The sequence below is a fragment of the Metallumcola ferriviriculae genome, assembly GCF_035573695.1.
In the GTDB taxonomy this organism is placed as follows: Bacteria; Bacillota; JADQBR01; order JADQBR01; family JADQBR01; genus Metallumcola; species Metallumcola ferriviriculae.
Genome location: NZ_CP121694.1, coordinates 415,350 through 427,534 on the forward strand (window position 1 = coordinate 415,350; position 12,185 = coordinate 427,534).

General features: G+C 46.2%; 14 protein-coding genes. All 14 read left to right on the top strand.

From position 1 onward, the window contains the following. Positions 1-4: 4 nt before the first annotated feature. Positions 5-586, top strand: a complete 582-nt coding sequence (gene yedF / locus MFMK1_RS02175) for a sulfurtransferase-like selenium metabolism protein YedF (RefSeq protein WP_366923533.1) — start codon at positions 5-7, stop codon at positions 584-586. Positions 587-641: 55 nt separating this feature from the next. Then, positions 642-1,505: a HEAT repeat domain-containing protein gene (locus tag MFMK1_RS02180; protein WP_366923534.1), complete on the top strand. Its 864-nt coding sequence runs from the start codon at positions 642-644 to the stop codon at positions 1,503-1,505. Beyond that, positions 1,495-2,631 carry a mechanosensitive ion channel family protein gene (locus tag MFMK1_RS02185; protein ID WP_366923535.1) on the top strand — a complete coding sequence of 379 codons (1,137 nt, stop codon included), beginning with the start codon at positions 1,495-1,497 and terminating at the stop codon, positions 2,629-2,631. Before MFMK1_RS02180 ends, MFMK1_RS02185 begins: the two co-directional genes overlap by 11 nt. A 2-nt stretch (positions 2,632-2,633) precedes the next feature. Beyond that, positions 2,634-2,822 carry a DUF951 domain-containing protein gene (locus MFMK1_RS02190; protein ID WP_366923536.1) on the top strand — a complete coding sequence of 63 codons (189 nt, stop codon included), beginning with the start codon at positions 2,634-2,636 and terminating at the stop codon, positions 2,820-2,822. Positions 2,823-2,852: 30 nt separating this feature from the next. Continuing rightward, positions 2,853-3,947 carry a redox-regulated ATPase YchF gene (gene ychF, locus MFMK1_RS02195; protein ID WP_366923537.1) on the top strand — a complete coding sequence of 365 codons (1,095 nt, stop codon included), beginning with the start codon at positions 2,853-2,855 and terminating at the stop codon, positions 3,945-3,947. Positions 3,948-4,048: 101 nt separating this feature from the next. Next, a complete protein-coding gene (gene rpsF, locus MFMK1_RS02200; protein ID WP_366923538.1) occupies positions 4,049-4,342 on the top strand; it encodes a 30S ribosomal protein S6 in 294 nt (97 codons plus the stop codon). 55 nt (positions 4,343-4,397) lie between these two features. Further along, positions 4,398-4,625: a 30S ribosomal protein S18 gene (rpsR, locus tag MFMK1_RS02205; RefSeq protein WP_366923539.1), complete on the top strand. Its 228-nt coding sequence runs from the start codon at positions 4,398-4,400 to the stop codon at positions 4,623-4,625. 322 nt (positions 4,626-4,947) lie between these two features. Further along, positions 4,948-5,256: a MazG-like family protein gene (locus MFMK1_RS02210; protein ID WP_366923540.1), complete on the top strand. Its 309-nt coding sequence runs from the start codon at positions 4,948-4,950 to the stop codon at positions 5,254-5,256. A 12-nt stretch (positions 5,257-5,268) separates the two neighbouring features. After that, on the top strand, positions 5,269-6,249 hold the full coding sequence (locus MFMK1_RS02215) for a YybS family protein (protein ID WP_366923541.1): 981 nt from the start codon (positions 5,269-5,271) through the stop codon (positions 6,247-6,249). Next, positions 6,246-6,692, top strand: a complete 447-nt coding sequence (gene rplI / locus MFMK1_RS02220; RefSeq protein WP_366923542.1) for a 50S ribosomal protein L9 — start codon at positions 6,246-6,248, stop codon at positions 6,690-6,692. Before MFMK1_RS02215 ends, rplI begins: the two co-directional genes overlap by 4 nt. 24 nt (positions 6,693-6,716) lie before the next feature. Further along, positions 6,717-8,630, top strand: coding sequence for a Lon family ATP-dependent protease (gene lonC, locus MFMK1_RS02225; RefSeq protein WP_428846283.1), 1,914 nt, complete (start codon positions 6,717-6,719; stop codon positions 8,628-8,630). A gap of 386 nt (positions 8,631-9,016) precedes the next feature. After that, positions 9,017-10,252 (top strand): efflux RND transporter periplasmic adaptor subunit, encoded by a 1,236-nt coding sequence (locus tag MFMK1_RS02230; protein WP_366923543.1) that lies wholly within the window; start codon positions 9,017-9,019, stop codon positions 10,250-10,252. Continuing rightward, positions 10,245-10,973 (top strand): ABC transporter ATP-binding protein, encoded by a 729-nt coding sequence (locus MFMK1_RS02235; protein ID WP_366923544.1) that lies wholly within the window; start codon positions 10,245-10,247, stop codon positions 10,971-10,973. Before MFMK1_RS02230 ends, MFMK1_RS02235 begins: the two co-directional genes overlap by 8 nt. Then, positions 10,970-12,154, top strand: coding sequence for an ABC transporter permease (locus MFMK1_RS02240; protein WP_366923545.1), 1,185 nt, complete (start codon positions 10,970-10,972; stop codon positions 12,152-12,154). Before MFMK1_RS02235 ends, MFMK1_RS02240 begins: the two co-directional genes overlap by 4 nt. Positions 12,155-12,185 lie beyond the last annotated feature (31 nt).

Consider the following 12,185-nt stretch of genomic DNA (forward strand, 5'->3'; position numbering starts at 1 on the left):
CATGATGGATAATATTGTGGATGCCACGGGCCTTTCCTGCCCGCAGCCGGTGGTTGTTACCAAGAAAGCTTTGGAGCAGCTGACCGGTGGGAAGCTGGTGACCATTGTCGATAATGAGGCGGCGCGTGACAATGTGGTGAAGTTGGCTAAGAGTCTGGCCATGGATGTCCAGGTGGAACAGCAGGAGGATAGGTATCATGTGCATATTTATAGAGAGGATATCCAGGGCCTGTCTCGATCTGCAGATGAAAAGACGGCTGTTATGCTATTTGGCGATAATGTACTCGGTTCCGGTGAAAGAGAATTAGGTGAGGTGCTAATTAAGAGCTATTTTTACACTTTAGTGGAGAATGATACTAAACCCAGGGTATTGATGTTTATTAATCAGGGGGTCTATCTTACTTGTGAGAGTTCACCGGTATTGTCTCACCTGTTGGCTTTGGAAAAAGCTGGGGTAGAGGTTTTATCCTGCGGGACCTGCCTAGATTTTTATCAACTAAAAGAAAAGCTTTGTGTAGGGACCGTAACAAATATGTACACGATTCTTGAAAATCTGATGAATGCAGAGCGGGCCATAACATTTTAGGCCTCTCTTTTATTATTAGGTCCGAAAGTTAGAAAGGGAGAGCATTATGGGGTCTATGAAGTTAACACTTATTTTACCTTTAATCTCGGTGGTAGCACTATACCTTTTTATTCGGCACAGAAAAGGCTTGAAGAAGGCAAAGATCAGTCTAAACGAACTTGAGCCAAAAGAGGCTGCTTTGCTGCTTTTACACAGTGACAGCGAGGAGCAGGTAGTATTAGCTCAGCAGTTTGAGGCGATTTTTAATAGGCCCGAATGGGGGCGTTGGCAGAAGAAGGTTGCCACGGCAGACCCCGATACTCAGGCGGATTTTGCCATGGCAGCGGCTAAATTTGGCGGCGATCCCGGGCAAGAGTGGTTGATGTGGGCTTGGCAGCAAAGTAATCCGGGGCTACAACTAGCCGTATCCAGAGCTTTAGCTGAAACTGTTAATCAGACTACATTGACCCAAATATTACCTTTGCTGCATAGCGCAAAAGCAGGACTGCCCACCAGGGCCGCCGAAGTGGTGCTTTCCATGGGTGAGAAAGCAGTACAGCCACTGCTTTCTCACCTTAAGGAAGTTCAAAAAGCAGTGGAAAAGAAGTTTGTTATTCAGCTATTAGGGGAATCGGAGTCAGTAAGGGCGGTACCTGACCTAACAAAGTGCCTCCTGCATGACCATGAGGACGTTCGTCGTGAGGCAGTAATAGCATTGGGTAAATTGGCGGAAAAAGCGGAAGTCTCTGAGGCACTGGTGAAAACGTTGGACGATGAGAGCTGGCAGGTTAGGGCACAGGCAGCTCGGGTCGCCGGTCTGATGGGAATCGTGGAAGCGGCGCCAGCTTTGGAAGCACTAAGCGTTGACCCCCGCTGGGAAGTCAGTACTCATGCCAAAGAAGCGCTGTCAATGCTAGGAGGTGCTAAAGATGGACTTTAATTATTTTTTTTCTTTTTTAGAAAGCTATGTAGTCAGGTATATCACGTATGGGAACTTATTTGCCTTAATTAAGGTAGTCTTACTATTCGTTGCTGCCCGGCTGGTTATATTCGTGGGCAATAAAATAATAGAGAAAATTTTTGCTAAGGCAGAAACCGGCCGTCTGGCAATGGATGAAAAGCTTGCTCATACGGTGAAAGTCTTGGCCAAGACTTTTCTCATCTACGGTGTTTACTTTGCTGCAGCACTTATCACATTGGAGATTTTCCAAATCCCTATCATCGATGTAGTATTTTTAAAAACTTTAGGCAGTCGGGCCTTTAAAGCGATATTAATTTTTATTGCAGCCCGCCTGGTGTTGCGTTTTGGTGGCTTAGCAATTGACCATATTTTCAACAGAGAGGACAAGGAAGGGCTCTTTTTGGAAGAAAGAAGGGCCCATACTTTAAGTGTACTGTTACGCAGTATTTTAATGTACACAGTTTATTTCATTGCTGGATTGATGGTGTTAGAGATTTTTACTATTCCCACTGGTTCAATCTTGGCATCCGCCGGAATTGCCGGTCTGGCTGTGGGTTTTGGGGCACAAAACCTAGTTAAGGATATAATTACCGGATTTTTTATTATTTTTGAAGATCAGTTTTCTGTTGGTGAGTTCGTGTCGGTGGCAGAAGTGACAGGTATTGTGGATGAGATGGGGCTGCGGACCACTAAAGTACGGGAGTGGACAGGACAGCTGCACACTATTCCCAATGGAGAGATTGGTAAGGTAACTAATTATAATCGCGGCAAGATGGCTGCATTAGTGAGTATAGGTATTGCTTATGAAGCGGATGTGGACTGGGCTATTGAGGTGTTGCGTAAAACTTCGGAACAAGCCTATCAGGATATGGCCACTATTGTGGATGTGCCGGTGGTTCAGGGTGTTGTGGAGTTGGCGGATTCAGCGGTGGTGATTCGGACTGTAGCTCAAACAGTCCCCGGGGAACAATGGGCAGTCGAAAGAGAACTGCGTAAGCTGTTTAAACAGGCGCTGGATGCCAACGGCATTGAAATTCCTTATCCGCGCCGGGTTGTCATTACCCCGGAGGAGACGGATAAACCTCGAGTTGGCGAAGGGGGATAGGTATGGTTAAATATCTACTGGGCGATATTGTGAAGATGAAAAAGCAGCACCCTTGTGGCAGTGACCAGTGGGAAGTAATGCGTACCGGGATGGATTTTCGCATTAAATGTTTGGGCTGCGGCAGACAAGTGATGCTTCCGCGCCGGAAATTCGAAAAGAGTGTACGCGAGATTGTCGGACGGGCGGACTAGCCCGCCCAATAACTTGGAGGTAAATTATCTATGTCGTTATCGGTTGGCATTATAGGATTACCTAATGTAGGCAAGTCAACTTTATTTAATGCTTTAACGAAACAGCAAGCTGAGACTGCAAATTACCCTTTTTGTACCATTGACCCGAACATTGGAATTGTGGCCGTACCGGATGAACGGCTTGAACAATTGGCGGATATGCTGGGTAGGGAGCGAAAGATTCCCTCCACAGTCAAATTTGTAGATATCGCCGGGCTAGTCAAGGGTGCCAGTTCCGGAGAAGGTTTGGGTAATCAATTTTTGGCTCATATTCGGGAAGTAGATATGTTGGTGCATGTAGTGCGCTGTTTCCAAGAAAGTGATGTGACTCATGTCACGGGTAATGTTAATCCTTTAGAGGACATTTCCATCATTGAGACAGAATTGGCTTTAGCAGATATTGAGACAGTAGTCAGACGAAAGGAAAAGGTTGAGAAACTTATTAAAGCAAAAGAAAAAGGGGCACAAAAAGAGAAAGAACTATTGAATAAAGTCGAAGAAATCCTCAATGCCGGCGGGCTGGTCAGGGAGGAAATGGATGGAGAGCAGATGGCACTGTTAGCTGAACTTAATCTCCTTACGGCGAAGCCTATCATTTATGCAGCCAACATATCGGAAGAACAATTACTTAGTGATACTAACGATGTCTTGGCAGATTTAGAAACCTACGCTGGAAAGAAAGGGGTGGCGGCAGCACCCATTTCCGCTCAATTAGAAGCAGAGGTAGCGGAACTAGACGATATTGAACGGCAGGAATTTCTGAAAGATTTTGGCCTGGACAGTTCCGGGCTTCACCGCTTGATAAAGTCAGTCTATCGGTTACTGGGTCTTAATACTTTTTTTACGTATAACGAAACTGAAGTAAGGGCTTGGGAAATTTCGGTGGGGACACCTGTGCCCCAGGCTGCGGGGAAGATACATAAAGACATGGAAACAGGGTTTATCCGAGCGGATGTTATCAATTGGCAGTTACTTCTTGATTGTGGCGATTTTGTCGCAGCAAGGCAGAAAGGGCTGCTCAAGTCAGAAGGCAAGGAATATGAACTGGCGGACGGTGATGTGGTTTACATTCATTTTCGCAGTTGAACTTGTGATATCCGTATGATTATGCTATAATACTGGAGCGTTTAATTCCCTGCTCCGCTATCGTGGCGGAGCCATAGTCCAAAGGGAGGAGGTGAAGTCCAATGCGGGCTTATGAATGTTTATATCTGGTTCGTCCTGATATTGAAGACGAAGCGTATACTGCTCTGGTAGAAAAGTTTAATGGTGTTATTACCAGCGGCGGTGGTGAAATTGAAAGCGTAGATGAATGGGGCAAGCGCCGCTTGGCATACGAGGTGCGTGATTACCGTGACGGTAAGTATATCTTGGTGCAATTTAGCAGCAACCATGAGGTTTCCCATGAAATGGAGCGTCTCATGAGGATTAGTGACGATGTGCTGAGATTTATGGTTACTCGTAGAGAAGAAGAAAAATAACTTTTAATGCCAAGACAGTGCTAAACACAGTGGTTAATGCTAAGGAGGGAATACTGTGGCCAGAGATAAAAGGCGGGGTCGGAAACGGGTCTGCAATTTCTGTGTTGATAAGGTTGATTATATTGACTATAAAGATACTAATCGCCTGCGCCGGCACGTTACTGAACGTGGTAAAATTCTTCCCAGAAGAATTTCCGGTAATTGCGCGCACCATCAACGTCAGTTAACCAGGGCAATCAAGCGGGCTCGGGTAATGGCATTGATGCCTTACACAATGGAATAGGATATACTACACTAGGGGGAGCGGGAGCTCCCTTTATTTTTTAATCAAAGTATAGGTATTTGCTGATTAATTTAATGGGCTGGTAAGGGGGGGATGCCCCCTTACGGTTGCGGGCGGTGCTCAGTCCTGCAGGGGCGCCGAAGGGGTGGCAAACCCCTGAAGATGATGCTTTTAGCGGCATGGGGGTTTATTATAGACAAAATGGCATATGTTCGGCATAACGGGGATTATTGAGAGTCCAGCCGATAGCGGGCAGCAGGAGATAAGGCTAAAAGGGAGAAGATATTTTATAGATATAATTTTAAAAGGTAAGGGGATTTTTATGAGCCACGCACATAAGGCGGCCATCGCCAGGAATATTCGTGTGATTGAGGAACTGAAAGCGGAATTAGTCACCAATACCGCAGCGGTGCTGCAATCAATGGCGAAAGATGATCCAAATGCTGTATTGGATTCTTTAGCGGGCACGCTAATCAGTACCTATCTGCTAAGCAAAAAACTAAATGTGGACTTTGAGCATTTAGATAAACAAGTGGTTGAGAAACTGCACCAGACTTTAGCAGTAACCCTTGAAGGACAGAATCTTAATGCAGAATTAAACCAGTTATTGGAATATCTTACAAAAAGTTAGGGGTGATGCCTGTTGTCAAAGCAGATAACGGTTAATGCATTGGTTGAGGGAGCCTTGTTGGCCGCCATTACTGCTATCCTGGCGTTAATAGGTCTATGGGTCCCACCGCTTCAGTTTATTACCAACTTGGTGTGGACCGTACCGATAGTGGTGGTTATCTTAAGGCAGGATTTAAAGGTGGGTATCCTTGCTACCTTAGTTGCAGCCATACTTGTGCTTTTGTTTTCCGACCCCGTTAGGGCTTTTTTCCTAATTCTGCAGTTTGGCGGTGTGGGGATTGTTTACGGTGTCCTCTTTAAGAAGCAAACTCCGCCAGGTAAGACCGTGATTATCGGTAGTTTGGTAGCAGCAGTATCCATGGTGCTGATGATTGTGCTTTCGTCGTGGGTGATAGGAGTGGATTTCGCCCAGTGGACTGAACAGTTTTCCGCCACTATCAATCCAGTTATAGAAATGTATCGGCAGATGGGTATGCTGGATCGTATGGCAGAGAATGGTATCAGTGAAGCCCAACTGCGGCAGACATTGGAGCAGGTTATCAGCTGGCTGCAAATTTTAGTGCCGGGGATTTTAATACTAAGCGCCATAGTTTCTGCGGCTCTTAACTTCTTAGTGGCGAGGGCCATTGTTAAAAAATTGGGTTTTAAGGTGCCATATGTGCCGCCATTTAGACGCTGGCAGTTGCCGTGGTATGCAGCATGGGGCGTAATTGTGGGGCTCGGTTTAGTACTCTTTGGCGATGCTAATCAGTTACCAGCACTGCGTACCATAGGTCAAAACATTATGTACGTATACGTGCCGTTTTTGTTTATCGGCGGCCTAAGCGTAATAGTGTACTTTTTTAAAGAACGGAATTGGTCGCCGGTGCTGCGGGTGATGATTATTATTTTTGTACTGTTTTATTGGCCCGTTGCGGTCTTAATACTTACTTCGATTGGGTTATTTGATCCGTTATTTAATTATCGGAAACTTGGAAGGGAGATGAAAGAATGAAGGTAATTTTAGAGCAGGATGTGAAAAAACTGGGCGCGAAAGGGGACGTAGTTAATGTCTCCGATGGTTATGCAAGAAACTATCTTATTCCAAAGGGGTTGGGAGTGCAAGCCAGTAGCGGCAACCTTAAGGAAGTAAAAAGGTTAAAGGAAAAAGAAGAGAAACGTGAGCAGCAGGCGTTAGATAAGGCAGAACAGTTGAAGAAAAAACTTGGTGAGCTGACAGTAACTATTCCTACTAAGGCAGGGGAGAACGGTAAACTGTTTGGTTCCGTAACCAGTAAAGACATTGCTGCGACCCTGCAAAGTAAGCATGGTATTAAAATTGATAAACGGAAGCTTGACCTGACTGAATCAATAAAAGCCTTAGGGGATTATAACGTACGAGTGAAAATTCACCCGGAGGTTCACGGGCAGTTAACTGTTAAAGTGGTAGCCCAATAATAAGCGGACTGAAAGGGGTACTTTATGGCAAGGAGTAATGACGGAATAGACGATATGCATCTGGGGACTTCTTCTGACAAAAGACGAAGTGAAGTGGAGAAAAGGATAGCGGCAATCTATGCCATATTAGGTGATTTATGGGGTAAGGATAAACTGGTGATGCGCGCAAGTAAACTGGAGGCGCTGCAGGAGATGCGTTCAAAGGATGTTTCTCAGCGCATCATTGCGCTAGTTAAACTGGTTGATAACAACCCAGCACTTGATATACAGCCGGAAGAAGAAGATTATGGCCAGGTACTGGACCGGGTAGAGGAAAAGATTGCCGAACAGATGGCCCGCCGCAGCGTTGAAGAACAACTGGAGGAAAATATTAGTCAACGCATGCAGCAGCGTCAGGAGGAATATCTTAAAGAAATTAAGATGCAAATATTGAAGGAAAAGACCGACCCAGAAAATGCTAAAACTTTAAAGAAATTAGCTGAATTGGAAAAAATGGATACTATCGGCTTGGCTCGTTCTGCGCAGGAGATCTTACGCCCAGGATGTTTTGAAGAAATAATAGGGCAGGAACTGGCAATCCAGGCATTGATTTCTAAGATAGCCTCCCCCTTCCCCCAGCATATAATTATTTATGGCCCCCCTGGTGTTGGTAAAACTTCGGCGGCTAGACTTGCACTGGAGCAGGCTAAACGAATATCCGGCACACCCTTTGCTGAAGGTGCGCCGTTTACAGAGGTGGATGGCACGACGCTGCGTTGGGACCCCCGGGATGTTACCAATCCTTTGATGGGGTCTGTCCATGATCCAATTTATCAAGGGGCCCGGCGGGACTTGGCTGATACGGGAATTCCTGAGCCTAAGTTAGGCTTAGTCAGTCATAGTCATGGGGGCGTATTGTTTATTGATGAAATTCTTGAGATGGATCCGGTGCTGTTAAATAAACTGCTGAAGGTACTAGAAGATAAAAAGGTGGAATTTGAGTCCTCTTACTATGACCCCGATGATGAAAGTGTTCCCCAATACATTAAGAAGATTTTTGAAGAAGGGGCACCTGCGGATTTTGTGCTTATCGGAGCCACCACTCGCAGTCCTCAAGATTTGCACCCGGCCCTTCGTTCTCGCTGCGCCGAGGTTTTCTTTGAACCTTTGACACCGGGGGATATCCGCATCATAGTGGAAAAAGCTGCGGAAAAATTGGAAGTGGATATGGACCCGTCAGTTCCGGAAGTTATCTCTGAATATACTGTGGAAGGACGTAAGGCAAATAGCATTCTAGTTGATGCTTACGGATTGGCATTGTACCAACGGCAGAAAAACGCTAAGGCGAATGCGCCGATCCTAATAACGCCGGATATCATCTATAGTGTCATTCAAAGTGCTCGTCTAACGCCTTATGCCAATGTCTATGCCGGGGAAGGCCGGGAGGTGGGCAAGATATTGGGGATGGGGGTGAACGGATTTATCGGCTCCGTCCTTGAAATTGAGAGTGTCTCCTTCCCGGCTGGGCAAAAGGGAAAGGGAAAGGTTCGCTTTAATGATACCGCGGGCTCTATGGCTAAAGACTCTGTTTTTAATGCAGCTTCGGTAATACGTAAAGTTACCGGGCGGGATGTATACGACTATGATATGCATATCAATGTAGTTGGCGGCGGGAACATTGACGGCCCTTCAGCAGGGGCGGCTATTTTCCTTGCCATGTATAGTGCCTTGGAGGAGAAACCCTTGCGCCAAGATATAGGCGTCACCGGGGAATTATCCATCCAGGGCAGCGTAAAGCCCGTGGGTGGTATTGCGGAAAAGATCTACGGTGCAAAACAAGCCGGGGTAAGTATGGTGATTATTCCCGGGAAGAATAAAAACGACGTGCCGGCAGGCATAAAAGGGATTGAGATAGTGCCGGTGGACCACGTTCGAGAACTGCTGGAACTTGTTCTATAAATAGATAACGAACCGACCTGTTTAGGTCGGTTTTTTGAATGTATAGGAGGAATTTGGTGTTCGATAATTTCCTATACATGGGGGTTGGTGAGGGGGTATGCCCCCTTGCGATTGCGGAGTGCTCAGAAGACCTGAAATGCTTTTATTCATCATGCTTGAACAGGGGTGCTAAAGATAAATATGATAAATATCTTATTTGGGAGGATTTCCTCAGGAAAATTATTGAAACTAGGATTTGCTAGTTATATAATTGGTTTGGCCTTTGGCCTGCCTAATGTTTTATAGCACTGGTTCAAGCTGCCTTGGTTTTACGTGGTCATGGCGCAGCAGGTGTGAACATAGTCATTGAAGGGCGAGAAAACGGGGATACCGGGGGGGTTTTTAAAATGGAAAAAGTTAAGAGGAAAAAGAAAGTCATTGCAGCGGGAATACTGGCGGTGTTATTAATGCTAACTGTTGGCTTTAAAATGTATGCCGGCACCAAGGGGCAGACTGTAACCGTCAGTACGGAAAAAGCTAAAGTACAGCAGTTGAAAAAGCTGGTTTACGCTACGGGTCGGATAGAGACAAAGGACAAGGTACGGTTTTATGCCAAGGTTGCCGGGGTGGTGGAAGAAGTATTGGTATCTCCTGGGGATGTAGTGGGGCCCGGGAAGATATTGTTGCGGATGGATGACGATGAACTCAACAGACAAGTAACGGAAGCAGAAGCAGGGCTAGCTATGGCAGAGGCGTCACTGGCTGAAGAAGAAATGTCGATAGACAGCCGATTACGATTAAAGAAGATTGCTCTGGAAGAAGCGGAGAGAAATTATTTAAGAAAGAAGCAATTACATGACCAAGGAGTTATTTCGGCTCAGGATATGGAAGAGGCCCAGTCGAGTTTTGCCGGGCTGCAGTTGGAATATCAGCAGGCCAAGATTGAAAAGGATAATTTGCGTTCAGAAAAAAACAGTTCTACCGGGGCCAGAGTTATTCAAGCCAAGACAGCTTTAGCAGCGGCCCAAGAAAAGTTGGCAGCGGCCACAGTGACGTCTAAAAGCGATGGGACAGTTTTCACCCTGCCGGTGGAGGAAGGACAGTTTGTATCAGTGGGCACCCCGCTGCTAACGGCAGGAGACCCGGATAGTTTACTGGTAAAGGCTGCTGTTACCGAGGCGGACAGCCGTGATCTGATTCCGGGGCAAATGGTAACTCTTCAGTACGGAGCGGGTTCTCATGATGAAATATCCGGAAAATTAACCCAGGTGGCGCCGGTGGCAACTTCGGAAAATACCAGCAGAGGAACTGATATAACAGTGGATATTGAAGTAGAGATAACTGCCGGCGGCGAGGTACTTCGGCCGGGTAACACTGTTGACCTGAGTATAACTACGGCTCAAAAAGAGGATGCACTGGTGGTGCCTTATGAAGCAGTGATAAATCGTGAAAATCAGGATTATCTTTACGTAGTTATAGAGGGTAAAGCCCAGGAACGAAAAGTTCAAAAAGGGATTAGCAATGATATGGTGGTTGAGATAACTTCCGGATTAGAAGAGGGAGAAGAGGTTATTGTTAACCCCGATGACAAGGTTGAAGATGGATTAATGGTGCAAGTACAGCAGGTGAAAGAAAATGATTAAGCTTCAAGCGCTAGGAAAAGTCTATAGTACCGGTACACTATCGGTAACGGCACTAAAAGACATAACCCTGCACATTAAGGACAACGAATTTGTCTCCATCATGGGGCCTTCAGGGTCCGGTAAATCTACATTAATGAATATATTAGGGTGTTTAGACCGGCCGAGCAGCGGGAGCTATGTTCTTGCCGGCGATAGTGTTCAGCAGCTAGATGATGACCAACTTGCGGCAATCAGAAACATTAAAATAGGATTTGTCTTTCAGACATTTAATTTGCTGCCGCGCATGTCGGCCCTGCGTAATGTGGAGCTTCCCCTTCAGTATGCCGGGAGGGATAGGGATTATCGCAGAGCTAAAGCAATGGAGGCCCTTGAAAAGGTGGGGCTGGCAGAACGGGTTCACCATCGTCCCAATGAACTTTCCGGAGGACAGAGACAAAGGGTGGCCATTGCCCGAGCGTTAGTAAACCAACCGGCTGTAATACTTGCCGATGAGCCTACCGGGAACCTGGACACTCGTTCCGGCGAGGAAATTATGGCCATATTTCAGCAGCTTCACCGGGAAGGGGCAACTATCCTACTCGTTACCCATGAACGAGAAATAGCAGAACATAGCCAAAGAGTCATTAGCTTTCGGGACGGTTGTTTAACCAGCGATGAATGGATTAAAAGCCCGATTCAGGCGGCAGATATATTGGCGAGCCTGGAGGTGAACAGCGCATGAATATTCTAGAAAGCATTCGTATTGCGCTAGAAGGGGTATGGAGCAATAAGATGCGTTCCCTGCTTACTATGCTGGGTATAATTATTGGTATTGCTGCGGTTATTACAGTCGTTGCAGTGGGGCAGGGCGGCAGAGCATTGCTGATGCAGGAAATGGAGAGCTTTGGCTCCAATTTATTTGTAATTTATGTACCATGGGATAGTGACCATCCGCGCCAAGCAGATGATATAACTCTGAGAGATGTTCAGGTGCTGAAAGAACTAATTCCCGAAATAAAGTTGATGGCACCTTCTTACTATACCCGGGATGAAATCCGGGGCGGGAGGATAAATAAACAAGTAAGTATTCAGGGTACCAATGCCGATTATAGCGTGGTACGTAATGTCAATATTATTTCGGGAAGGTTTATGTCAGAGGATGATGTCCAGTCTACTCGCCGAGTAGCGGTTATTGATGAAGCCTTCGCTCGGGAAATGTTTGGCAGCAACGAGGCAGTGGGTAAGCGTATTCATTTACGTAACAATGCTTTGTGGGTTATTGGTGTGTACCGGCCTCACGAATCTTTTCTAAGCGGTGACCAGGGCAATAATGTTTTTATCCCAATCAGCTTAGCACATAATTTCTACGGGCGCTGGGTTAACCAACTGGAAGGTCAGTCCACGGAGAGAACCAATGTATATGCGACGGTGGATAAGGCAGTGAACCTGATGGAGCGGCGTCACGATGCAGCGGAAGGAAAGTATACAGGTGTCACTCTTGAACAGGAAATGCAGATGGCTAATCAGATAACCGGTGTAATGGCGTTAATCATTAGCGCCATCGCTGCCATATCCCTTCTGGTTGGGGGTATTGGTGTCATGAACATTATGTTGGTTTCCGTTACAGAACGGACCAGGGAAATAGGGATACGTAAGGCCCTAGGCGCCCGACGCAGGGATATATTGACACAGTTTTTAATTGAGGCCATTACAATTTGCCTGCTTGGCGGAAGCATCGGTATGATTGTAGGTATTGGCGGCGCCTTCCTTATCGCCATGATTGCCAAATGGCCGCCCATGGTTTCATGGGTGACCGTAATGATAGCGTTTCTGTTTTCAGCCATGGTGGGGATATTCTTTGGTATTTACCCGGCTAATAAGGCATCTAAGCTCGATCCCATTGACGCGCTGCACTATGAATAAGAACAAATTTATTAAAGCAAATAAAAAAACC